Here is a 23,412-nt window from a genome sequence, read left to right as displayed (position 1 = left end):
GGGCGCTGTGGGGGTCAGGCGGCGCTGCGCGTTTCCGAGATGATGTCCACGATGCCATTCACCACGGACTCGACCAGTTGCGGGTCGTCGCCCTCGGCCATCACGCGGATCAGCGGCTCTGTCCCGGATGGCCGGATAACCAGCCGTCCGGTCTTGCCGAGCCGGCTACGCGCGTCTTCGATGGCGGCCTTGACCGGCGCCTCCTCGAGCGGCTTGCCGCCGGAAATGTGAACGTTCTTCAAGAGCTGCGGCACGGGTTCGAATTTCTTCGACAGTTCGCTGACCGGCCGGCCCTGCCGCTTGATGCAGGCCAGCACCTGCAGCGCCGAAACCAGGCCGTCGCCGGTGGTCGAAAAGTCAGACAGCACGATATGGCCCGACTGTTCGCCGCCGACATTCAGCCCGTGCGCGCGCATATGCTCGACGACATAACGGTCGCCGACCTTGGTCCGGTGCAATTGCAGCTTCATGTCGCCGAGGAAGCGTTCGAGGCCCAGATTGGACATGACGGTTGAGACGACACCGCCGCCGGCAAGCCGCCCGCTCTGGTGCCAGGATTCGGCGATCAGCGCCATGATCTGGTCACCATCGACGATCGCGCCGTTTTCATCGACGATGACGACGCGATCGGCGTCGCCGTCGAGCGCGATGCCGATATCGGCGCGCACTTCGTGCACCTTCTTTTGCAGGCCGGCCGGGTGGGTCGAGCCGCATTCCTTGTTGATGTTGAAGCCGTTGGGCTCGACATTGATGGCGACGACCTCGGCGCCCAGTTCCCACAGCGCCTCGGGCGCCACCTTGTAGGCCGCGCCATTGGCGCAATCGACGACGATCCTCAAGCCCGCGAGCGACATCGAGCGCGGCAAGGTGCGCTTGGCGAATTCGATGTAGCGGTCATGTACGCCGTCGACGCGCTTGGCGCGGCCAAGCCCGTCGGAATCGGCGAGCGCCAGTTCGATATCCCTGTCGAGCATGCTCTCGATGCGCTCCTCGATCTCGTCGGAGAGCTTGTAGCCGTCGGGTCCGAACAGCTTGATGCCGTTGTCGTAATAGGGGTTGTGCGAGGCCGAGATCATGACGCCGATATCGGCGCGCAGCGAACGCACCAGCATGGCGACAGCCGGCGTCGGGATCGGGCCGAGCAGGAACACGTCCATGCCGGCGGCACAAAGACCGGCGACCATGGCATTCTCGATCATATAACCGGAAAGCCTGGTGTCCTTGCCGAGCACGACACGATGTCGATGGCTGCCGCGCTGGAAGGAAAGGCCGGCGGCCATGCCGACCCGCATCGCGATTTCAGCGGTCATCGGAAACTTGTTGGCGCGTCCGCGAATGCCGTCCGTGCCGAAATAATTCCCTGCCATGCCAGTCAGCTTCCTCGACGTTTCTTCCCCGGCACGTCATGCCACAATTGGCCAGGGCGCTATGATCACATTGTGTGATTATACGTTACCAATCCTTAGAAAACCATTGTTGTGCACTGCACACAACGTGGCCGCAACCTGACATGCCCAGACTGCCATGCTGCAATATACAAGTCATTCGAGCCTTTCAGCGCGGATGCACCAGGAAAATCTTGCTCTGAACCAGGCAACGGACAACGATTTCATCACCTTATCGGGAGAAGCCGATTTTCGGCGATATATACGCCACTTAGCATCTGGCGCAACCGACCGTTGAGCGTTATTGATTTGCAGGGACGTATCATGGGCTGCTGCAACGGAGAAACGCTATGCTCATCCACCGACTTGCCACTTTGACCGGCCTCGCCGTCGCGACCTTGTTCCTGGCCGCGCCAGCCAACGCACTGACGATGGCCGAGTGCAGCACGAAGTATAACGCCGCCAAGGATGCGGGGACACTGGCCGGAGCGACCTGGAACCAGTTCCGCAAGGCTCAGTGCGGCACCGACGCCACAGCGACGACCGACGCCAAGCCGGCCGATGCCAAGAAAGCGACCAACACCACGAAGGCTGCCGCGGCGGACGACAGCACGGCCAAGGGCCTGACGGCGAAGGAATGCAGCACCAAGTATCAGGCGGCGAAGGCTGCCGGCACGCTGAACGGCATGAAGTGGAACGACTTCCGCAAATCCGAATGCGCCGCCGGTGCATCCGCCGCTGCCGCCGCCAAGCCGGCGACCACCAAGGCCGCCGCGGCTCCCGCCGCTCCCGCAGACAATGGCGGCAAGGGCCTGAGCATGGCCGAATGCAGCACCAAGTATCAGGCCGCCAAGACGGCCAACACGCTGAACGGCATGAAGTGGAACGACTTCCGCAAGACCGAGTGCGGCGCAGCCGCCTCGGATGACGACACCGTGCCGGCCGCTGACGAGGCGAGCTACACCAAGGAGCCGGCGAAGCCTACGACGGCTGCGCCCAAGGGCGTCACCTTCCCGTCCGCGATCTCGCCGAAATATACCAGCGAGACCCCCGGAAAGGGCCGTATGCACACCTGCCTCGACCAGTACTATGCCCTCAAGGACGCCAATTCGCTTGGCGGCCTGAAGTGGATCCAGAAGGGCGGCGGCTTCTACAGCCTGTGCAACGCCAAGCTGAAGAGCTGATCGCTTAGCCATAGTCTCCAAACAAAGGCCCGCGCATCGCAAGATGCGCGGGCCTTTTTTGTTGCGCGAAGACGCACACTGCCTTGCTCGCATCTGCATGTCGCCGGGCTGCCGGCATCATCAATTCGCCTACACTGCCCAACGCCAAGCTCATCGGTAGTCCGTAAAGATTCTGGTTGAACATATAGAGAACAAACCATATACAAAAAGACGTCAAACTTATTATCAACCAGGAGGGTCTTATGCACGGTTTGAAATTGGCGGTATTGGCTGCGACCGCATTTGTCGCTTGGAGCGTCGCCCCCGCAAGCGCACTGACGATGAAGGAATGCGGCGAGACCTATCGAACAGCCAAGGAAGGCGGCACTCTGAACGGCATGGACTGGACGGCTTTTCGCAAGGAGAAGTGCGCGACATCAGCAGCGGACAGTGTCAGCGAGGATACGGTCAAAACCGAGCCGCAGACGAAAAAAGAAACCAGCGCGGCGGTCGCCCCCACTGTAGCGCCCGCGGGCGTGACATTTCCGACCACGCTGGCCGCCGAGTTCAAGACCGAAAAGCCCGCGAAGGCGCGCATGAAGACCTGTCTCCAGGGCTACCATGGCAACAAGGACGCGGGCACGTTGAACGGCCTTCGCTGGATCCAGAAGGGCGGCGGTTATTACAGCCTGTGCAATGCCAAGCTGAAGAGCTGAGCGACAAGACATCTGAAGAAGAGAAGGCCTGCGAACCGCAGGGTTCGCGGGCCTTTTTGTTGCCTTCGAGGGCACGCCAGCGGCGACGTTGCCAATCTCCCCCTTGTGGGGGAGATTGGCTACCACCTAGAGCCAATCGTCACCGTCGCAGATGCGAGGTCGCGGACAACTCCTCCCCAACGCCAAAAACAAAAAACGCCGCGGAGCAAGCCGCGGCGTTCGATGAAATCGGTGGCCGAACTCAGCTCGACGGCTGTGGTTCCATACCGCCTTCGGGCTCAGGACCCTTCTTGCGGCGGCCGCCGGACTTCGGCACGGCCGAGCCACGACTTGGCGGCGTATCGTCGCCGAGGTCGCGTGCGGGCTTGTGGCCGGCGATCAACTGCTTGATCTCCTCGCCGGACAGCGTCTCGTATTCCAGCAGGCCCTGCGCCAGCGCGATCCATTCCTTCTTCTTCTTGGTCAGGATGGACTTCGCCGACGAATAGGCCTCATCGATCAGGCGGCGCACTTCGGCGTCGATGATCTGCGCCGTTTCTTCCGAGACGTTCTGCGTGCGCGCCACCGAATGGCCAAGGAATACTTCTTCCTGGTTGTCGCCATAGGCGACATGGCCGAGCTTGTCGGAAAAGCCCCAGCGCGTGACCATGGCACGCGCCAGCTTGGTCGCCTGCTCGATATCCGAAGAAGCTCCGGAGGTGATGTTCTCCTTGCCGAACTTGAACTCCTCGGCGACACGGCCGCCCATCATGATGGCGAGCCGCGAGATCATGTATTTGTAGCTCATCGAATAGCGGTCGCCTTCGGGCAACTGCATGACCATGCCGAGCGCACGGCCGCGCGGGATGATGGTGGCCTTGTGCAGCGGATCGGCCGACGGCACGTTGAGCGCGAGGATGGCGTGGCCGGCCTCATGGTAGGCGGTCAGCTCCTTCTCGGCCTGCGTCATGGCCGACGAGCGGCGCTCGGCGCCCATCATGATCTTGTCCTTGGCGTCCTCGAATTCAGCCATGGTGACGAGGCGCTTGTTGCGTCGTGCCGCCATCAGCGCGGATTCGTTGACGAGGTTCATCAGGTCGGCGCCGGAGAAGCCAGGCGTGCCGCGCGCGATCACCTTGAGGTCGACATTGGGCGCCAGCGGCACGTTGCGCACATGCACCTTGAGGATCTTCTCGCGGCCGACGATATCAGGGTTCGGCACCACGACCTGGCGGTCGAAGCGGCCTGGCCGGAGCAGCGCCGGATCGAGCACGTCGGGCCGGTTGGTGGCAGCGATCAGGATGATGCTTTCGTTGGATTCGAAACCGTCCATCTCGACCAGCAGCTGGTTCAGCGTCTGCTCGCGTTCGTCATTGCCGCCGCCGAGGCCGGCGCCGCGATGACGGCCGACTGCGTCGATTTCGTCGATGAAGATGATGCAGGGCGCGTTCTTCTTGGCCTGGTCGAACATGTCGCGGACGCGGCTTGCACCGACGCCGACGAACATCTCGACGAAGTCAGAACCGGAAATGGTGAAGAACGGCACATTGGCTTCGCCGGCAACCGAGCGCGCGAGCAGCGTCTTGCCGGTTCCCGGAGGGCCGACGAGCAGCACGCCGCGCGGAATCTTGCCGCCGAGCCGCTGGAACTTCTGCGGATCGCGCAGGAACTCGACGATCTCTTCCAGATCTTCCTTGGCTTCGTCGACGCCGGCAACGTCCTGGAAAGTGACGCGGCCATGCGCTTCGGTGAGCAGCTTGGCCTTCGATTTGCCGAAGCCCATCGCGCGGCCGGAGCCGGACTGCATCTGGCGCATGAAGAATATCCAGACGCCGAGGATGAGGATCATCGGCAGCCAGGAGATCAAATAGCCGAACAGCGAATTGGAACCGTCCGTTTCAGGCCGCGCATTGATGGTGACGTTCTTGTCCTGCAGCCGCGAGACCAGCGAAGGATCGCCGGGCGAATAGGTCTGGAAACCGCTGGAATTGTCGGTGTAGGTGCCGCTGATACGAGCGCCAGCAATGGTCACCGTCTTGACCCGCCCCGCCGCGACATCCTGCAGGAACTGCGAATAAGGCACATCGCTGGAAGCCCCTCGCGTCTGCGGCGTCTGGAACAGATTGAACAGGGCTATGAGCAGGACCGCTATGATCGCCCAGAGCGCGAGGTTGCGATAGTTCGGATTCATCAATTGTCCCGTTGGCGTCCGCGAGGCGGACACGCGTCATGAGAGGAAACTTGCGCCTAACATAGGGAGAGCGTCCCCCCTTGCCAAGCAGAACAGCACGTCTGGGTTAAGCTTTCGCGCAACCCTCAGCCGGCACTGTGGCCGCTGAAAGGCAAGGGCGGGACCGGGGCCGCGCCAATCAGCCCGGCGACGGCCCGCGCCAGCGCTAGGTCGAAGGATGGCAGGAAGCGGCCGAAGGGGGCAACGACCGGCCGCGCTTCCACCGTCGCGGACTTCAGTCCATATCCAGGCAAACCAAGGCATTCACCGGCCTGCCACACCGCCGGTTCGGCCGCGAGCGCGGCGCGCATCAGGCTCGACGGGGTTTTTCCTTCACCCGTCGCCAGCCGCTTCGCCGCTGCCGCGCCTAACGGGGCAATCAACAATGCGCTGCTGCTGTCGTTCAATGTGATGTGCCGGCGGCCGTCCCACAGGGTGCTGCCGGTGGCGGCAGCGGCGGCGGGCAGTCCGCGCGCCTCGCGGCGCAGGAATATGCCGGAGCGCCGGGAATCGACAACCGTCCGCGACAATGTGGCGCAAAGAAATCCAGCCCTCAGCCGACCGAACAGAGCCTCGCTGCGGGCCTCATCCGGCAGGAAGGCAATCCCGCCGGTCGTGGCCAGAAGGATGCGCAACGCATAGATGGCCGCCTGCTCGTCACCGGAGGAGAGCAGGCACGGGTCGAGGCAGATGAGGCCGATGGCTGGCTGGCTGGCGAAGCCATCGATCAAATCGGTTGCGCTGGCGCCAAGCTGCCTGCGCTCGAGGGCGGCCTGGCCCGCGAGCATCAACATGCCCTTCACATGCTCGACACTCTCGCCGGCAAGTGCGGCCCGCACACGCGGCCGCTCGAAAGCCGCGTCGACATTGGTCGGATCGTCAGCCCAGCCGACATTTTGACGGCGCAGGACGTCGCGCAATACCGCGCGCCGCACGCCGAGGAGCGGCCGCACGATCCAGATGCGCCAGTCATAGAGGGTGGCCGGTGCCATGCCGGCAAGTCCCCGGCCGGCCATGCCGGCATGGCCTTGGCCCGCGTCCCGCGCGTGCCGCATCAGCACCGTTTCCGCTTGGTCGTCGGCGGTATGGCCGGTGAGGATCATGCCGATGCCTTCCGCTTGTGCCGCCTCGGCTAGCAGCCGGTAGCGCGCCTCGCGAGCGGCGGCGGGCAGACCGGTCGATGGCTTTGGACCCGACCATGTCAGGATGCGGTGTGAAATTCCGAGCCTGGCGCACAGCTTCGCCACTGTTTGCGCTTCCGCAGCCGAACCGGACCGCAAACCGTGGTCGATCGTCACTGCCAGCAGCTTGGTTGCCGGCGCCCTACGGTCGAGATGGTGTTTGAGAAGAAGGAGCAGGGCGGTCGAGTCGCTGCCGCCGGACACGGCCGCAACAGCGCCGCTGGTAAAATCGATATGCGAAAAAGGGTTAGTCGAAAGGTCCGGCTCGGTGTCGAGCATGATGCATGTCGCCCAAAAGTGATCCCGGTTTCAGGACAACGACATGTATGACAAGGATCAGCAGGCAGCCAGAGCCTTCTCCTGCTTGACGCGTTCCTTGAGCGCGCTGGAAATATCGGGGTAGCGCTTGCCGACCTCGCTGAAAGTGGCGCAGGCAACGTCATGCTGCTTGAGGCCGACCAGCGACACGCCGAGCTTCAGCAACATGTCGGGAGCTTTCTTGGCCTTGGGGTAGTCCTTGCTGGCGGCAAGGAACGTCTCGGCCGCATCGCGGTATTTCTGCTGGCCGAGCAATGACTCGCCCAGCCAGTAATGCGCATCCGCTGCTTTCGCATCCTTGGGGAAGCGGGCGATGTGGTCGCGAAAACCCTGCTCGGCGGTGCCGTAGTCGCCCGAGAGGATGAACTGGTATGAGTTGCGGTAGAGCTCTTCCGGATTGTTGGTGGCGGGCAACGCCGCGACCACCGTATCGGATTTGCCGGTCTTGGGCGCCGCCCCGGCGACTGGCGCGGTATCCTGCGCCGGCGCGGTCGATTGTGTGTTGCCGCCAGCATCGATGACATTGCCGTTCTTGTCGACGGTGATGCTGCCGAAGGTCTTTTCCGGCGCTCCCGTACCGGGAATAACCTTGCCGGGGTCGCCATCCGGAGATTCGACGATGACGTCCTCGACCGTCTTGCCGCCTGCCGATTGATCGTTGGCGGGCTCGGCGCCGGCATCGGCCGGCGCCCGTGTTGCCGGGGCCGCCGCCACGTTGTTGTCGGTGCCGGTGGTGGCGTCCGATTTCTTCTGCGCCGGCGGCTGCCCGCCTTGCGTGCCGCCACCTTCCAGCTGCTGGAAGCGGAATTCATTATCTTCCTGCTGCTTGCGGATCTGCTCCTGCATTTGCAGGACCTGGAAATTGAGTTCCTCGATCTTGCCGTTCATCTGCCGCAGCTGCTCTTCCAGGCTGGTGACAGCGGTAGGATCGGACTGCACCAGCTGAACCTGGTCCGGTTTCTTCTTTTGACCAAAAAAGCTGGGCAATTCGATACCGGAAAGATGGAAGGTAAAGCCGCTGTCGGTTGATTGCCCTGTGCCGCTCGCCCCGGTGCCGCTAGCCAGGGCGGTGACGCCTGATAGGAGCAGCAGCGCAAGCGTGCCGCTCAGAACCGATCTCAAATGCATGTGCCTCTCGCAGTGATTTCGTTAGCTTGTTCGCGCCTTCCAATCAGAATGGGACCAGCCAAGCGCCCTCGGCTCATAGCAGGAGCCGAGACTTCGGCCAAATTTTGTTTCGGGCATCCGGATATGAAAAAGGCGGCCCCAAGGCCGCCTTTCGCACAAGTATGTTGCATTTTTACCGCTAGACGGCCACGCGTCCTTTGACGCGCCGGTCCATGATGCCTCAGGAGCCAGCGCCGCTAAGCGTAGTGACCGCGCGGCGATTCTGCGACCAGCAAGAGATGTCGTCGCAAACCGCGACCGGACGTTCCTTGCCGTAGGAAATGGTCTTGAGACGGCTGGCCGAGACGCCCTTGGCGACAAGGAAGTCACGGGTAGCGGCTGCGCGGCGGGCGCCGAGCGCCAGATTGTATTCGCGCGTTCCGCGTTCGTCGGCATGGCCTTCGACGACGATGGCATACTGCTTGTACTGGTTCAGCCACTGTGCCTGGCGCGAGAGCGTCGTCTGCGCGTCGGCACGGATCGAGGTCGAGTCCGTATCGAAGAAGATGCGGTCGCCAATGTTGACGGTGAAGTCCTGCGCCGATCCGGGTGTTGCGGCGCCGGCGCCGTTAAGGCCAAGATCGGCCGCGTTGTTCGGCGTCTTTTTCGAGGCGCAACCGGCGATGGCGAGCATCGCCACCAGCGCGATCATGACCGGGTTTCTGGTAAGTGCTGCAATACGGCCCATGCCGCCTCTCCTTCGTAATTCGAGTGGTCTAATTTGAGTGATTTCGTTGATCACCCAGTAACCACGTTTGGGTTAACCGGCATTCAAGAAACACGGTTAAATTTTGGTTTAAGCTGCCCGTCCGCAGCCATTGGCCATGAGCCACAGTTGGCGCGGACCCTAGGCGGAAATACGGCCAAAACGCGACAAAGAGATGGAAAAGAGGAATTGAAGAGTTGGGGAATTGAGGAACTGAAGAGAGAATTCACTTCAGCTTTTCTCTCAGATTGATCAGCATGCCGTAGATATGGGCATAGGATCGCAGCCAATCGTCGTGTTGTGCCTGGCTGATGTATCCAAGGTCGAACGCGTAGGAAATCCACGTCTCCACTTCGCTGCATGACCCATTGCCATCGAAATGAACCGCGCGAATTCGGGTTTGGAGTGAGTCTGCTTGGCAAATCCCTCAGCCAAATTGGCGCAGATTCCCTTGCTGGAGCGACGCAACTGATCAGCCAGTGCGTATTGCTCCATTTTCGGGAAGGCGAGCGTAGCTTTATGCACGTCAAGAGAGACCACATAAGCGCGCTTATAAACCTCTAGATCCTTCGCACGCTTGATGTAGCCGCCCGCCTTCTCCATTCTTCAGTTCTTCAGTTCTTCAGTTCTTCAGTTCTTCAATTCCCCAGTTCCTCAGTTCGTCTCTTACTCCAGCAGCGGCGACCAGGCAGGGTCCGAAGCGAAGTTCGCCGTCGGGATCGATTGCTCGTTGCGTCCGGTCAGATCGACCGAAACCAGTTTGGGGCCACCGGCGGAATCGCGGAAGAACATCAGCACGCGGCCATTCGGCGCCCAGGTCGGTCCCTCCTGCTGGAAGCCGGAGGAGAGGATGCGCTCACCCGATCCATCGGTCTTCATGACCCCGATCTGGAATTCGCCGCCGGTCTGCTTGGTGAAGGCAATCAGGTCGCCGCGCGGCGACCATACCGGTGTCGAATAGACGCCGTCGCCAAAGGAGATGCGGGTCTGGCCCGAGCCGTCGGCGCCCATCACGTAGATCTGCGCGCGGCCGCCACGGTCGGAGGTGAACACCACCTTGCTGCCGTCGGGCGAATAGGACGGCGAGGTGTCGATGGCGGTCGAGTTGGTCAGCCGCGTCGTCGAGCGGCTGCGCAGGTCCATGGCGAAGATGTTGGAATTGCCGTCGTCGCGCAGCAGGCTCATGATCACCTTCTGGCCGTCGGGCGAAAAGCGCGGCGCAAAGGTCATGCCTGGGAAATTGCCGACCAGTTCGCGTTGGCCGGTCTCGATCTGCAGCAGGTACACCCGCGGCTGACCGCTTTCATAGGACATGTAGGTGATTTCCTGCCGGTTCGGCGAGAAACGCGGCGTCAGCACGATCGACCTGCCGTCCGAAAGATAGCGGACGTTGGCGCCGTCCTGGTCCATGATCGCGAGGCGCTTCTTGCGCGCATTCTTGGCTCCGGATTCGTCGATGAAGACGACGCGGGTGTCGAAATAGCCTTTTTCGCCGGTCAGCCGCTCATAGATGGCGTCGGCGATGATATGGGCGACACGCCGCTGATTGGCATCGTTGGCGAAGAACTGCTCGCCAGCCATCTGCTGGCCGGCAAAGGTATCCCACAACCGGTACTGGGCGCGGATGCGGCCGTCGGCTTCCTTGCTGACGCTGCCCGTGACCAGCGCCTGCGCGTTGATCACCTTCCAGTCGTCGAAGCGCGGTGCTGCATCGGGGTTGGTGATTTTCTCGATAAAGGCGCTCTTGTCGATCGGAGCGAACAGACCCGAACGCTTCAAATCGGCGGTGACGATCTGCGAAATCTGCGCCCCAAGCGCGTCGCCGCCCTGGAAATCCGTGATGGCGATCGGCAGCGGCTCGACGTTGCCCTTGTTGACGTTGAGCTCGACGAGCGCCAGCGCCGGCAACGTGCCTGCCGCGGTCATGCCCATCGCCATTGCTGCGACCATCAGGAGCGGCTTGAGGATTGATTTCATGTCTTCTCGCTTCTCGTACTGATTTTCGGATGACAGGGCCTTAGAGGCCGAGCATCTCCCTTGGATCGAAGGTGACGCGGACGTCGGCCCAGATGTCCTGCTTGCCGGCGGGAACTTGCAGGCCGGTGACATCGCATTTTTGCACCGCACGAACGGCACTTTCGTCGAACTGGCGATTTCCGCTCGACTTTTCGACCGCCGGGCGCCCGTCCAGCTTACCGGATGCATCCAGGTTGAACCGCACCACGACGAGGAAGTTCTCGGAACCTTCAAGGCCGACAGGAAGGGTCCAGCAGCCGCCGAGCTGGCTTTCCAGGGCACCCATTTCGGACCTGGAGAGCTTCTGACCTTGGTCCTTGTCGCCGCCGAGCGACGCCTGCTGGGTCGAGCGCTTGGCGCCGCCGCCGGATGGTTTCTGCTTGTCGAGGAGCGCGGAGATCTCGTCGGCGTTGAATTGCTTGTCATCGGATTTCGGCTTCGACGACGCTTCCTTGACCGGCTTGTCGGCGTCCTTGCGCTCCGGCGCCTTGGCGCTTTCGGCCTGCGCCGGCTGCGGCTTCGGCCGCGCTTCCGGCGCGGGAGCGGAATCCGGCAGCTGCGTCGCCTCGGCGGGCGGCTCCTGCGCTATGGCTTCAGCGACGGCGTCGGGCTTGACCTCGGGCGTCGGATCGATGGCAGCGGTCTTGTCCTGCGGCGGCGGGGTCGGCGCCGGCTTGGCCGGTGTCGGCTTGGGATCGGCCTGCTTGACCGGCTCGGGCTTGACCTCTTCCTTGGGCGTCGGCGCCGGCGCCACTTCCGTTGCCGGGGTGGGCTTGGGCTTCTCCTGCGGCTTCGGCACGTCCTCAGGCTTCGGCTTTTCGATCGGGGTCGGTGCGGGCGGCGGAGCCGAGGTCATGTCGACGGGCTTGGGCTTGGCTTCCGGCGTTATCGGCTTGTCGGTGTCGACACTGTTCTCACCGACCTTCTGCGCATCCGGCACGATGTCCGGGCGCTGCGTCGGCACAGGGGCCGGCTTTTCATGCATCACGGCCTTTTTGTCGCCCTGCAACGTCTGCGCAATGGCTTCCATCGGCACGATATCGACCGCAACCGACTCGACGTCGGACGACGGAAGTGCCGCCGGCGCCGTCAGCGTGAACAGGCCGAAGGTCAGCGCCGCCGTATGCAAGATCACCGATGTGGTGAGGCCGGTCTTCATCGCGCGTCTACTGGTCCTGTTCCTGCAGTGAAACCAGGCCGATGTTCTTGTAGCCGGCGGCCGAAATGCGGGCCATCACCTTCATCGCCGTACCATAGTCGGTGGACTTGTCGCCGCGGATGAAGATGCGCTCCTCATAGCCGGTCTTGGAAATTGCCTGCAGCTTGGCTACCAGTTCCTCGATCGGGATTTCGGTTTCCTGCAGGTAAATCTGGCCGGCGGCGTTGATCGAGACGGTGATCGGCTGCGTGTCGGCATTCATCGCCTTAGCCTGCGTATCCGGCAGGTCGATCGGCACGCCGACCGTCAGCATTGGTGCCGCGACCATGAAGATGATCAGCAGCACCAGCATCACGTCGACCATCGGCGTGACGTTGATCTCGGACATCAGTGCATGGTGACGGCCGCGCCGCCTGTGGCCGCGCCCGCCGCGTCCTGCCATGCCCATGGACATACCCATCTGCTACTCCTCAGGCCTTGGGGGCCACTTTTTCATCGATTTGGCGCGAGAGTATGGCGGAGAACTCGTCGGAGAACCCTTCCATGCGCACGGCTATCTTGCTCGCGTCGGACGACAGCTTGTTGTAGGCGATGACGGCGGGAATGGCGGCGAGCAGGCCGATGGCCGTCGCCAGCAGCGCTTCGGCGATGCCCGGCGCAACCACGGCGAGACTGGTATTCTTGGAGCCGGCGATCGCCTGGAACGACGTCATGATGCCGATGACGGTGCCGAACAGGCCGATGAAGGGTGCCGCCGAGCCCGTGGTGGCAAGGAAGCCGAGGCGCCCTTCCAGCTTTTCCATCTCGCGGGTCAGCGCTAGGTCCATCGCCTTGTCGATGCGGGTTTGCAGGCCGAGCGGCGACTTGGCGCCCTTCTCGAAACTCTTCTTCCACTCGCGCATGGCCGCCACGAAAATGGCGCCCATGCCGGTGGTCTTGCGATCGGCGAGCGTGCGGTAAAGCTCCTCCAGCGACTGCCCCGACCAGAACACCTGCTCGAACCGGTTGAGCGCCAGCCGCATGCGGGCATAGGAAACCAGCTTGTCGACGATGATCGCCCAGGTCCAGACCGAGGCGCAGAGCAGGCCGATCATGACCAGCTTGACCACCCAGCTGGCCGAAACGAACAGCGACCAAACCGACAATTGCGCGCCCGGATCGGCGAGTGCGATATTTTCCATCGTTACGTCCTTAAGATTTTCCGGGCGAAGCTGGCGGCTGGCCCCTGGCATCCCTTGTGGTCGGTTCGCACGAAGCTACCGGAACAACCCCAAACTGTGCCGTTGTCGGCCTTTTCAGGGCAAATATTGGTGAAAGGAAGGCGTTCGATAACGCCAATCTTCACCAATCTCTTCATGAACCGTTATGGTTAAGGATGGGTTAGTATATAAGGCGCGGCGCATTGCCACGCCCGCACAGTTGTAACGCCATCATCCAAGCGCGAAGTCAGGATGGGTTGAGATTCAGGTCAGGCCGAGCCGAAAGCGGTGGTTTCCGAGAACCGGAGCGGAGGGTACTTGAAGTACCCGAGCACCGGAAGCGCAGGGAATCACCGTTTGCAGGCCGGCATCACCTGAATATCATCCCATCCGGGGCATGAATGCCGCCACCCATTCCTTGGGAAAGCGCCTTGGGCGGCCATTCTCGCCGATGATCGCCGCCTCGACCTTGGCCTCGACCAGCACCTCGTCGCCGCGCTTGAGCTGCTGCGCCATGAAGATGCGCGCGCCGGAAATCTCCTCGGTGCGGGTGTCGACGGTCAGGATGTCATCGATGCGGGCCGGGCCGCGAAAGTCGATCTCCATGCGACGCACCACCCAGACTATTCTTTCGCCATGCTTGCCGTCGGCAAGCTCTGTGTGGTGCACGCCGGTCAGCCTGAGATAGTCGGAGCGGCCGCGTTCGAAGAACTCGAGATAGCGTGCATGGTAGACGACGCCGGAGAAATCGGTGTCGGCATAGTAGACTCGCGCCATCAGCCGGTGGCCGAACGCCGTCAGCGCACCGGAAAGCCCGGCCAGCAGCGTCGCCGATTCACCATGATCGCCCATTGCGCTTCCTTTTTCAGCCCCGACGAGGCACCTGTTTCCCGCGTGACACAGCATCGGATGGCACTGTTGACGGCGATGATCAAGAGTTTGATGGCGGCGCTGTTCGTGTTGGTGGCTTTGGCGCTGCCTGGCCAGACCGCGACATTCTCGATGAAGCGCGGCCTCAATCTCGACCAGTGGGTCACCTGGCCCGGCGAGGACCAGTGGGGCGACGCCAAGGCCATCCTGCCCTATCCGGAGTGGCGGAAATTCCTTGGGGAGGACGACCTCAAGGCGTTGAAGGATGCCGGCTTCGATTTCCTGCGCATGCCGGTCGATCCATCGCCCTTTCTGTCCGACCAGACCGTGGCCTTGCGTGACGATCTCTATGCCAGCGTGCTGGACTCGGTGCGCATGATCAACCGCGCCGGGATCAAGGTGATCGTCGACATGCACCTGATCCCGGCCGGCGGCAGCCGCAAGATCGGAATGGCTGAAGTGATGGGCGACCCACGGACCTTCGACGCCTATGTCGAGATGGTCCGCAAGATGGCCCGCACGCTGGCCAGCGAAGATCCCGCCCAGGTCGCCTTCGAGCCCATGAACGAACCGATCGTGGACTGCGACAGCGACGGCACCAGCCTGTGGCCGGACCGCCAGCGCAAACTGTTCGCGGCGGCGCGATCCTCGGCTACGAAACTGACCCTGGTGCTGACCGGCGCCTGCTATTCCGCCGCGAGTTCGTTGGAAAAGATCGACCCGAAGACGATTCCGGACGACAACGTCATCTGGACCTTCCATTCCTACGATCCGTTTCTGCTCACCCATCAGGGCGCAACCTGGGCCGGAGACTTCATTCCTTACGTGACCGGCCTGCCCTATCCGCTGAGTGCGGTGCCCAAGGCACAGCTCGACGTGACGCTCGACACCATCCGCGCCAGGATCAAGGCCGAGGCGCCATGGGCGCGGCAAAGCGGCCTGCTTGCCTATCTTGACGAACAGGTCGCCAGCATGGACAGCCCCGACAGACTGCTCGGCTTGATGGATGCGCCGTTCGAGAAGGTCGAGGCGTGGGCGAGGGCCAACGGCGTCAAGCCTGGAAACATCACGCTGGGCGAGTTCGGCATGATCCGCCAGGAATACGGCAATTCCTATGTGATGCCCGCTGGGTATCGGGCCGCCTATGTCAGGGACATGATCGCGCGTGCCGAAGCACACGGCTTCTCATGGTCGGTGTGGAGCTATGGCGGCGCCTTCGGCATCGTCGACGCCTTCAACGGCGACAAGGCCGAGCCGGACGTGTTGGACGCGATCAAATCGCTTCACTGAGGCGATCTGGATTAGCCAAGGTCGATCGACAGGATTTCCGGCCGCATCCCGAAACGCACCGGCAATATGCTGAAACCGAGCCCGCTGGAGACGATCAGATTGCGATCCTTCTCGACGACGTGGCCATAGGCGTAGCGGTTGCCGAAACGCGATGGCACGACCGGCGAATAGCCGAACAGCCGAATTTGTCCGCCATGGGTATGGCCGGACAGGGTCAGCGAAACCCGCCACGGCACGGTCGGAAAGATATCCGGCTCATGCGCGAGCAGGATGACAGGCGATGCGTCGCTGACCTTGGCCAACGTGCCGTCGAGATCGTCCAGCCCGGTAAAGCCGGGGCGGTCCCTGGTCGGCAGCAGAGCGAGCTGGTCGGCGAGCCCGGCAATCCACACACCATGCCCATCCTTTTCCAGGCGCACGACATCGTTCTCCAGCACCGGAATGCCGACTTTCTCCAGGGCCTTGCCCGCTACGGTCGGGCCGGCTCCGGCGCGCTGCGCGAAGCCATCTGCCCACCAGTCATGGTTGCCGAGAATCGAGAGCACGCCGAGCGGTGCCTTGAGGTTTGAGAGGGCGGAGGCCCATTGCGACGGCGTCACCGGGCCGGTCACCAACGGCATGCCGGCGATATAATCGCCGAGCAGGACGATCACGTCCGGCTGCAGGGCATTCGCGTCTTCGACAAGTGAGGCGATCCGCTCCGGCGTCATCCATGGCCGGCAGGCATGGATATCGGCAAGCGCGACGATGCGCAGCTTCAGGCCATCAGGCCAATGCGGCGGCGTTAGCGCATAGCGTTTCACATGCGTCAGCAGCATCGGCTCTATGCCGGCCGCATAGGCGCTGAACGCGGCAACCGACAGAACCGACCCGCCGATGAAGCGCAGGAATCCGCGTCTGGTGATCATTGCATGGCTCCGGCAAACCATCGGAGCGAGATTGCCCCGGGATGGCACCGCCACCAGAGCCGACGAATGCGCCGGCAAACCGGCGAAGCCGAGGATATTTTGCGCAGGCCGCTCACAGATCCTTCGTCGGCCCGGAACCTGCGCCTGATCGCCCGGCCGCTATTCTTCCTGGAACAGGTTGATCTGCTGCTGCGCCAGATCCTTCGGCGCGTCGAGGCCGAGATGGCGCCAGGCATTGGCCGTCAGCATGCGGCCGCGCGGCGTGCGCTGGATGAAACCCTGCTGGATCAGATAAGGCTCGATGATGTCCTCGATGGCATCGCGCGGTTCGGACAGGCCTGCGGCGATCGTCTCGATGCCGACCGGCCCGCCGCCGAAATTGCGCGCGATCATCGACAGATACCGGCGGTCGAGCGCGTCGAGGCCGAGCGCGTCGACTTCCAGCCGGGTCAACGCTTCGTCGGCGATCTTGCGGTCGACATGGCCATCGCCGGCCACCGAGGCGAAATCGCGCACACGGCGCAACAACCGGCCGGCGATGCGTGGCGTGCCCCGCGCGCGCCGCGCGATCTCCAGCGCGCCGTCGTTGCCGAGCGGCATTTGCAGGATACGCGCGCCACGCCGCACGATCTGCTCCAGCTCCTCGACCGTGTAGAAATTGAGCCGTACCGGAATGCCGAAACGGTCGCGCAGCGGATTGGTCAGCAGGCCAAGCCGCGTGGTGGCGGCGACGAGGGTGAAGCGGGCGAGGTCGATCTTGACCGAGCGCGCCGCCGGGCCTTCCCCGATGATCAGGTCGAGCTGAAAATCCTCCATCGCCGGATAAAGGATCTCCTCCACCGCCGGGCTCAGCCGATGGATCTCGTCGATGAACAGCACGTCGCCTTCCTCGAGATTGGTCAGCAGCGCGGCAAGATCGCCGGCCTTGGCGATGACCGGACCCGAGGTCGAGCGGAAATTGACGCCGAGCTCGCGCGCCATGATCTGCGCCAGCGTCGTCTTGCCGAGACCAGGCGGCCCGACGAACAGCACATGGTCGAGCGCCTCGCTGCGGCTCTTGGCGGCCTCGATGAACACTTTGAGATTGGCCCGCGCCGCCGCCTGGCCGACGAAATCGTCGAGCGTCTGCGGCCGCAAGGTCTGCTCGGCATCCTCGCCGCGTTTTTCCGGTGCAATCAAGCGGGGCGACAGGCTCATGCCGCCTTCCTTGCACACGGCAAGGGGCTGAACAAGCGGCGGCTCACCGCGCAAGTTCCTTCAGCCCGAAGCGAATCAGCTTCGGCGCATCGGCATCCTCGCCCGCCGTCTTCAGCGCCGCCGCCACCGCATTGGCGGCCGTGTCGCGCGAATAGCCGAGATTGACCAGCGCCGAGACCGCATCGGTGATCGGCGCGGATGCCACGCCGTCGCCGAGCTCCTGTTTCAGGCCGATGGTGCCCGAAGCGGTTCCGGCATAGGCCGGCGCCTTGTTCTTCAGTTCGGTGACGATGCGCTCGGCCACCTTCTTGCCGACGCCGGGTGCGCGAGAAACCATGGCGATGTCGCGCAGCGCAATCGCATTGGCGAGGTCGGCCGGCGCCAGCGTCGACAGGATGGCCAGCGCCACCTTGGCGCCGACGCCGGGAACATTGTTCATCAGCAGCCGGAACCACTCGCGTTCCAGCACTGACTGGAAGCCGTAGAGCCGCAGCATGTCCTCGCGGACATAGGTCTCGATGAACAGCACCACCGCTTCGCCGGGCGAAGGCAGCGCCGCCAGCGTGCGCGCTGAACAATAGGCGACGTAGCCGACGCCATGGATATCGACGAGGCAATGATCCTCGTCGACCTCGTCCAGCGTGCCCTTGAGCTTGCCGATCATTGGACGCAATCCCCGTTAGGGATGAGTATCGGGCGTGATGAGCTCGACATCTGGAAAGTACTTTCTGAAACCTGCGGGATCGCGAGTAAGAATGGGATAGCCTCGGATGGCAGCGTGAGCCCCAATCAAGAAGTCGGGCATCACCTTCTCTCGAGGTCCGCCCAACCGCCGATAGACCGAGAACGCTCTCGACGCAGCAAAGGCCGCCTCGAACGGGAGACTTTCGCGCCGGAACTCGTCTTCAGGCAAGGCATCATCGACATCGTCTATCGCCTCATAGCGCATCGAAAACTCGGCGTAGATAATCTGATTGATGACCAGGCTGCCTTGCTCGAGGGCAGACACCATTTTGGACCACGACCACTTTGACCAGACTGGATCGCGAACGGCGATATCGACAAGCACGTTGGTGTCGACAAGCGTCGCCAAGATTAGCGATCCCGGGTCAAAGCCATGACGGCATCGGCATTCATTGTCTGATCGCCGCTGCCCTCAAGCCGATCGAGCGCAGCAAGAAAACGATCGAGTCTTTCGCGGTCGGCCAACCGCCCCTTGTCATGCTTCGGCGTGATCGTGATCTTGCCGCCCTCGATGCCGAAGATGACTTCGCTGTTGGCGCCAATCCCAAATGTCTCCCGCAGATCCCGTGGGATTGTCACTTGGCCTTTGCTCGTCACACGCATGAAACACCCCTTTCTTACAAGTAAGGATTATTCCAACCCGACGAACAAGTCAAGAACATCGCTAACCAGCGAGTGCCATCCGGTAGGCCACGCTTTGCCGGTGATGCGCGTGGCAGATGGCGATGGCGAGCGCGTCGGCGGCATGCTCGGTATCGAAGACGGCTTTCGGCAACAGCACCTTCACCATCATGTGGATCTGCTTCTTGTCTCCATGGCCGACGCCGATCACCGCCTTCTTGACGGCGTTGGGCGCATATTCGGCAACGACAAGCCCGGCACGCGCCGGCACCAGCATGGCGATGCCGCGTGCCTGGCCGAGCTTCAGCGTTGCCACCGCGTCCTTGTTGACGAAGGTCTGTTCGACCGCCGCCTCGTGCGGCATGGCGGCATGCAGGACTTCGGCAAGCCCGTCATGCAGCTGGCACAGCCGCGTTGCCAGCGCGGCCTTATCGTCTGATTTCACAGTGCCGGAAGCAATGAAGCGCAGCGAATTGCCGAGGCTTTCGACGATGCCCCAGCCGGTGCGCCGAAGCCCGGGATCGATGCCGATGATGCGAATCGCTTCCGCCATTTGCCGAGTTTACCTCCGGCGGACAGCGATGCCAGCGAAATGTGAACAAACCGGAAACAGAAGGCGGACCGCGGTCTAACCCCGAGCGAAAGCCGTGTTGAGCAGGCTGATCTGGTCGGAAACCGGGTTGGGGCGGCGAGCCATCGGTTGCATGTCGACCATGGCGCCGGAGCCATAGATCTCGTCGTCCATGCGGCGCACCAACGCTTGCAGGCGCAGCGAGCGGGTGACGAGGTCGAGGAAATCCTCGGGCAGTTCGGCCCAACCGGCGGCTTCGTCATGGGCGGAAGCGGTGTCGAGGCGCACCTTGGACTTTTCCGACGCCACCTGGTCACGGGTCATCTCGCCGGAATTGGCGGCGCGCTGCAAAAGCAGCCAGGAGGCAACCTGCATCAGCCTGGTGGTCAGCCGCATCGATTCGGCCGCGTAGAGCGTGGCGGCCAGCCGCGACAGCTTCTTCGCCTCGGCCCGGCCCTTGCCGTCGAGATATTCGGCGGCCTGTTCGACCAGACCCATGCCTTCCTGGTAAAGCGGCTTGAAGGATTGCGAGAAAACCCGGCGTTCCGCCAGCTTGACGGTTTTCGCACTGCCCTTCGAAGGCTCGTTCATTGATACGCCCCTGCACTTGCAACCGGCCGATTCGGCTCCCTGCCGATACACCCGGAACCCTATCTGACTGAAGCTTGAAAATGCGCTTCGTCACCGGTGAAGGCAAGCACATGTTTAACAGAAGGTTAACGGCACCCCTGTCGGACGGCCCCGCTGGGGTGCGGACAAAAAAAGAGAAATCGAGACAAAAAAAGAGCCGCGGATAAGGCGGCTCTCAGGAGTTTAACAGGGAGGCGTCAAACAAAGTGGCTCCAACCACTCGGTAAGAATCCAGATCACTGGATGAACATAGTAAACACCTGTAAAGCTTAATGAAGCCTTAACGGTGCGGATGTTTTTTTTTGACCGAACGCCGCCATACTGTGCCGTAACAGCACAGCATCTCCTGCGTCAGGCTCGGTCAAGCGGTCTTCCAGACCGCCGGCACAGCCTCACCTTCCCTTAGGCTCGGCTCAAGCGGTCTTCCAGACCGCCGGCAAGGCGATGAAGGCGAACAGCAGCATGGCTGCGTAGAAGCCCATCGAGGAGGCCGCCACCAGCGGTTCGATCGCGGCATTGCCGGCAAGCAGGAAATAGAGGCCGATCAGCAGGCCGATGCCGCTGACCGCCGTCAGCCAGAAATGAACTGTGGCGAGCGTCTTCTGCCCGATTGCCGGAAACAAATGGTAGAAGAAGGCGAAGACCGCCGACATCAGCCATCCGGCCACCATCGTGTGGGCGTGGGTCGGCATCTGGCCGTGATCCTGGCTGATCGCCATGTACAGGCCGAGCGCCATGCCGCACAGCGAATAGATGATGGCCAGCGTGAAGAAATTCCGTGCTATCCCTTGCATAATGGTCCCCCGAATTGCCTTTTCCCGCTTGCGGGAATGGGTTGATCGTCAGGCGATTGTTGTCGCCACCGGGCTCCCGGCATTGGCGCACTAATATCGGCAGCGTATCCAGACGATGTCGCGCCAACCCCCTCCTGACGATTCGTACATTAGCAGAAAATCAGATAATGCGTTCACAATCTGCGACCTCGCGCGTTGGCCGTAAGCTGAAACAGAGCCGGATTTTTCGCGACATCGTTCCGAAACAGGCGCCACGCTAAACGCCCGCTCCTCTGACGGCCGGCGCAAATCGGCGCCGCCGCAAACCTGACCGGACACTGCAGGAGCAACCCATGGACTGGTACTCGATCGTCAAATTCCTCCACGTCACTACCGCCATTCTGTGGGTCGGCGGCGGCTTCGTACTGTTCCTGCTGGGCATGCTTGCCGAGCGCGCGGGCAACATCGAGGAAAAGCTGCAGGCAATGCGCGCCAGCGGTCAGCTGGGCGGCAGGTTCTTTGCGCCGATGTCGATGCTGACGCTGATCTTCGGCCTCATCATGTGCTGGTTCTGGGTCGGCTTCTCCGATTTGTGGGTACTCATCGGCCTGGCGGGATACGCCACGACCTTTTCGATCGGCATGTTCATCTTCAAGCCGACCGGGGAGCGCATGGGCGCAATGATCGCCAAGGAGGGCGTCACGCCAGAGGTTCTTGCCATCGGCCAGCGCATGATGAGCGCGGCACGTTTCGACTATGCGGTGATGCTGGTGATCATTGCGGACATGGTGCTCAAACCGACCGTGCATGACATCGGCATCCTTGCCGGCATGGTGCTGGTCGTTATGGTCGGCGCGACACTGGCTTTTGGCGGCAACCGTCGTCTGGTGCCAAGCACCGCCTGACCCCTGATGACGGGGCGGCTGCGCGGCGGCCTTTCTACATCAGGCCGACAATGCCATCCCACAGCAGCTTCAGCGCCACGACCGCGACGGTTGCGTAGGTAAAGGGATAGAAGGTTTCCGGCCGCATGCGGCGCACCAGCCACGCTCCGGCGATGGTCGACAGCGGCGCCAGCGGCATCAGCACCGCCGATGCCGTCAGATTGGCGGTGTCGAACTGGCCGAGCGCGAAATAGGGCACCAGCTTCAGCGCGTTGGTGGCGGCAAAGAAGATCGCTGCGGTGCCCGACAGAACTTTCGGATCGAGACGGATCGGCAAGGCATAGACCTGGAAGGGCGGGCCGCCGACATGGGCAACGAAGCTGGTGAAGCCGGCGACCGTGCCCCACACGGCGGCGGCCACGCGGTTGGGCGCGGCCGCGTGATCGGCGCCGTGGCGGAACTGCAGATAGAGCCAGCGCAGGACGAAGATGATGGCGACGGCGCCAACGATCAGCCGCACCGCCTCTTCGGTCACCAGTGCCGCCGTCAGCCAGCCAAGGCCGATGCCGATGACGGCGCCCGGCATCATGTCGACCAGCATCTTGCGGTCGTAAACGCCCCACCACGTCCACACCGAGACGATGTCCATCAGGCACAGGATCGGCAGCAGGATGGCCGCCGCCTGCACCGGTGGCATGGTCAGCGCCATCAGCGGCACGCCGACGAAACCGACGGCACCGCCAAAGCCGCCCTTCGACAGGCCGACCAGAATGACCGCCGGAATGGCGGCCGCATAGAACCACGGATCGAGAAGCAGGCCTGACATGGGAGGGGACTGGTCCGGAGGGAAAGCGTGTCGACGCTTGAATAGCCCAGAATGTCGGGCGGAGCGACAGCAAATATGAGCGTGGCGGCCGCACATGCGGGCCGACGCAGGCCTGTGCCTACCGACGCACCGAGACCAGCAGGAACATCGGCCGCTCGAGCTCTTCCGCCAGTTCGGGTTTGGCCGCGATCTGCTCTGATGTCGGACGGAACTCCTCGACATGCGCGATGGTGAAGCCGGCCTGCAGGAGAGCGTTGAGCGTGGTGCCGATCGTGCGGTGATGTTTCACGACGCCCTTGGCCAGCCAGTCCGTGCTGCGCGGTCCTTCCACCAGATACTGGTCGACAGGCCACGTCTTTCGGCCTTCGCTATCGATCACCCAGCCGGGTTTGGTCGGCGCCATGAAGATCGGATGTTCCGTCGAAAAGACGAAATGCCCGCCAGGCGCCAGGGCCCGATGCACGGTCCCGAACAGACGCGACACATCCTCGACATAGTGCAAGGCGAGCGAACTGTAGACGAGATCGAAGCTGGCTTCCGGCAGGCTGAGCCGATCGAGATCGGCCGTCTCATAGCTTATCCCTGCATCCGGGCCGGCGGCCCTTGCTCGGGCAAGCATCTTCTCCGACAGGTCCAGGCCAAGCACCTGCGCCGCCCCATGCTCGCGTGCCCATCGGCAGAACCAGCCGAAGCCGCAGCCGAGATCGACGACCCTCAAGCCGCCGACATCGGGCAGCATCGCGCGCATCGCCGGCCACTCGGCGGCACCCTCCAGCCCTTCGACCGAACGGCCGAGTTGGCTGTAGCCTGCGAAGAAATCCTCACGGTCGTATATGTTCTGCGCCATGACAGTCTCGGTCTCATTTGGTCGGCACACTA

24 protein-coding genes and 1 pseudogene are annotated in these 23,412 nt (G+C 62.6%); 4 read left to right on the top strand and 21 right to left on the bottom strand.

The genetic code is table 11. The features are described 5' to 3' along the window. Positions 1-14 precede the first annotated feature (14 nt). The gene (glmM, locus tag MESCI_RS06485) at positions 15-1,367 is read right to left on the bottom strand and encodes a phosphoglucosamine mutase (protein ID WP_013529155.1); all 1,353 of its coding nucleotides are present in this window, start codon (positions 1,365-1,367) and stop codon (positions 15-17) included. Positions 1,368-1,735: 368 nt separating this feature from the next. On the opposite strand from glmM, the gene MESCI_RS06480 reads away from it, so the two are divergent. Together MESCI_RS06480 and MESCI_RS06475 are read left to right on the top strand one after the other, a co-directional pair. Continuing rightward, complete coding sequence (locus tag MESCI_RS06480; protein WP_013529154.1) at positions 1,736-2,569, top strand: hypothetical protein; 834 nt, start codon at positions 1,736-1,738, stop codon at positions 2,567-2,569. A gap of 242 nt (positions 2,570-2,811) precedes the next feature. Next, positions 2,812-3,264 (top strand): hypothetical protein, encoded by a 453-nt coding sequence (locus MESCI_RS06475; protein ID WP_013529153.1) that lies wholly within the window; start codon positions 2,812-2,814, stop codon positions 3,262-3,264. Positions 3,265-3,505: 241 nt separating this feature from the next. Here MESCI_RS06475 and ftsH read toward each other — a convergent pair whose 3' ends face one another. The 10 genes and pseudogenes from ftsH to ybgC form a co-directional block, all read right to left on the bottom strand. Continuing rightward, positions 3,506-5,434, bottom strand: a complete 1,929-nt coding sequence (gene ftsH, locus MESCI_RS06470; RefSeq protein WP_013529152.1) for an ATP-dependent zinc metalloprotease FtsH — start codon at positions 5,432-5,434, stop codon at positions 3,506-3,508. Positions 5,435-5,559: 125 nt separating this feature from the next. Continuing rightward, complete coding sequence (gene tilS, locus MESCI_RS06465; protein ID WP_013529151.1) at positions 5,560-6,933, bottom strand: tRNA lysidine(34) synthetase TilS; 1,374 nt, start codon at positions 6,931-6,933, stop codon at positions 5,560-5,562. A gap of 57 nt (positions 6,934-6,990) precedes the next feature. Then, positions 6,991-8,100: a tol-pal system protein YbgF gene (gene ybgF / locus MESCI_RS06460; RefSeq protein WP_013529150.1), complete on the bottom strand. Its 1,110-nt coding sequence runs from the start codon at positions 8,098-8,100 to the stop codon at positions 6,991-6,993. A gap of 220 nt (positions 8,101-8,320) precedes the next feature. Beyond that, positions 8,321-8,827, bottom strand: coding sequence for a peptidoglycan-associated lipoprotein Pal (pal, locus tag MESCI_RS06455; RefSeq protein ID WP_013529149.1), 507 nt, complete (start codon positions 8,825-8,827; stop codon positions 8,321-8,323). A 244-nt stretch (positions 8,828-9,071) separates the two neighbouring features. After that, positions 9,072-9,448: pseudogene (locus tag MESCI_RS06450) on the bottom strand (four helix bundle protein). A 63-nt stretch (positions 9,449-9,511) separates the two neighbouring features. Next, positions 9,512-10,822, bottom strand: coding sequence for a Tol-Pal system beta propeller repeat protein TolB (gene tolB, locus MESCI_RS06445; protein ID WP_013529148.1), 1,311 nt, complete (start codon positions 10,820-10,822; stop codon positions 9,512-9,514). Positions 10,823-10,862: 40 nt separating this feature from the next. Continuing rightward, positions 10,863-12,020 carry a TonB family protein gene (locus tag MESCI_RS06440; protein WP_013529147.1) on the bottom strand — a complete coding sequence of 386 codons (1,158 nt, stop codon included), beginning with the start codon at positions 12,018-12,020 and terminating at the stop codon, positions 10,863-10,865. Between the two features lie 7 nt (positions 12,021-12,027). After that, the gene (tolR, locus tag MESCI_RS06435) at positions 12,028-12,480 is read right to left on the bottom strand and encodes a protein TolR (RefSeq protein ID WP_013529146.1); all 453 of its coding nucleotides are present in this window, start codon (positions 12,478-12,480) and stop codon (positions 12,028-12,030) included. Positions 12,481-12,490: 10 nt separating this feature from the next. Continuing rightward, positions 12,491-13,201: a protein TolQ gene (gene tolQ, locus MESCI_RS06430; protein ID WP_013529145.1), complete on the bottom strand. Its 711-nt coding sequence runs from the start codon at positions 13,199-13,201 to the stop codon at positions 12,491-12,493. A gap of 399 nt (positions 13,202-13,600) precedes the next feature. Next, positions 13,601-14,071 carry a tol-pal system-associated acyl-CoA thioesterase gene (gene ybgC, locus MESCI_RS06425; protein WP_013529144.1) on the bottom strand — a complete coding sequence of 157 codons (471 nt, stop codon included), beginning with the start codon at positions 14,069-14,071 and terminating at the stop codon, positions 13,601-13,603. A gap of 57 nt (positions 14,072-14,128) precedes the next feature. Here ybgC and MESCI_RS06420 point away from each other — a divergent pair, with 57 nt between their 5' ends. Next, positions 14,129-15,379, top strand: a complete 1,251-nt coding sequence (locus MESCI_RS06420; protein ID WP_013529143.1) for a glycoside hydrolase family 5 protein — start codon at positions 14,129-14,131, stop codon at positions 15,377-15,379. Between the two features lie 11 nt (positions 15,380-15,390). Here MESCI_RS06420 and MESCI_RS06415 read toward each other — a convergent pair whose 3' ends face one another. From MESCI_RS06415 to MESCI_RS06380, 8 genes are all read right to left on the bottom strand, one after another. Further along, positions 15,391-16,287, bottom strand: a complete 897-nt coding sequence (locus MESCI_RS06415) for a metallophosphoesterase (RefSeq protein WP_013529142.1) — start codon at positions 16,285-16,287, stop codon at positions 15,391-15,393. 159 nt (positions 16,288-16,446) lie between these two features. Continuing rightward, positions 16,447-17,484, bottom strand: coding sequence for a Holliday junction branch migration DNA helicase RuvB (ruvB, locus tag MESCI_RS06410; RefSeq protein ID WP_013529141.1), 1,038 nt, complete (start codon positions 17,482-17,484; stop codon positions 16,447-16,449). A 43-nt stretch (positions 17,485-17,527) separates the two neighbouring features. Next, positions 17,528-18,148 carry a Holliday junction branch migration protein RuvA gene (ruvA, locus tag MESCI_RS06405; protein ID WP_013529140.1) on the bottom strand — a complete coding sequence of 207 codons (621 nt, stop codon included), beginning with the start codon at positions 18,146-18,148 and terminating at the stop codon, positions 17,528-17,530. 15 nt (positions 18,149-18,163) lie between these two features. Then, a complete protein-coding gene (locus MESCI_RS06400) occupies positions 18,164-18,577 on the bottom strand; it encodes a type II toxin-antitoxin system VapC family toxin (protein ID WP_013529139.1) in 414 nt (137 codons plus the stop codon). Between the two features lie 2 nt (positions 18,578-18,579). Next, entirely contained in the window at positions 18,580-18,831 is a 252-nt protein-coding gene (locus MESCI_RS06395; RefSeq protein ID WP_013529138.1) for an AbrB/MazE/SpoVT family DNA-binding domain-containing protein, read from the bottom strand. 61 nt (positions 18,832-18,892) lie between these two features. Continuing rightward, positions 18,893-19,402 carry a crossover junction endodeoxyribonuclease RuvC gene (gene ruvC / locus MESCI_RS06390; RefSeq protein WP_013529137.1) on the bottom strand — a complete coding sequence of 170 codons (510 nt, stop codon included), beginning with the start codon at positions 19,400-19,402 and terminating at the stop codon, positions 18,893-18,895. A 75-nt stretch (positions 19,403-19,477) separates the two neighbouring features. Further along, positions 19,478-20,011: a protease adaptor protein RcdA gene (rcdA, locus tag MESCI_RS06385; RefSeq protein WP_013529136.1), complete on the bottom strand. Its 534-nt coding sequence runs from the start codon at positions 20,009-20,011 to the stop codon at positions 19,478-19,480. Positions 20,012-20,463: 452 nt separating this feature from the next. Continuing rightward, positions 20,464-20,844 carry a hypothetical protein gene (locus MESCI_RS06380; protein ID WP_013529135.1) on the bottom strand — a complete coding sequence of 127 codons (381 nt, stop codon included), beginning with the start codon at positions 20,842-20,844 and terminating at the stop codon, positions 20,464-20,466. Positions 20,845-21,176: 332 nt separating this feature from the next. Between MESCI_RS06380 and MESCI_RS06375 the strand changes: the two genes are divergently transcribed. After that, on the top strand, positions 21,177-21,728 hold the full coding sequence (locus tag MESCI_RS06375; RefSeq protein ID WP_013529134.1) for a DUF2269 family protein: 552 nt from the start codon (positions 21,177-21,179) through the stop codon (positions 21,726-21,728). 34 nt (positions 21,729-21,762) lie between these two features. Here the strand turns inward: MESCI_RS06375 and MESCI_RS06370 are convergent, their stop codons facing one another. Continuing rightward, positions 21,763-22,533 (bottom strand): sulfite exporter TauE/SafE family protein, encoded by a 771-nt coding sequence (locus MESCI_RS06370; protein WP_013529133.1) that lies wholly within the window; start codon positions 22,531-22,533, stop codon positions 21,763-21,765. 118 nt (positions 22,534-22,651) lie between these two features. Beyond that, positions 22,652-23,380 carry a class I SAM-dependent methyltransferase gene (locus MESCI_RS06365; protein ID WP_013529132.1) on the bottom strand — a complete coding sequence of 243 codons (729 nt, stop codon included), beginning with the start codon at positions 23,378-23,380 and terminating at the stop codon, positions 22,652-22,654. Between the last annotated feature and the right edge of the window lie 32 nt (positions 23,381-23,412).

The sequence above is a fragment of the Mesorhizobium ciceri biovar biserrulae WSM1271 genome (assembly GCF_000185905.1).
Lineage (GTDB): Bacteria > Pseudomonadota > Alphaproteobacteria > Rhizobiales > Rhizobiaceae > Mesorhizobium > Mesorhizobium ciceri.
Note: the sequence above shows the minus strand (reverse complement) of the source record. Positions and strands in the feature narration are given on the sequence as shown.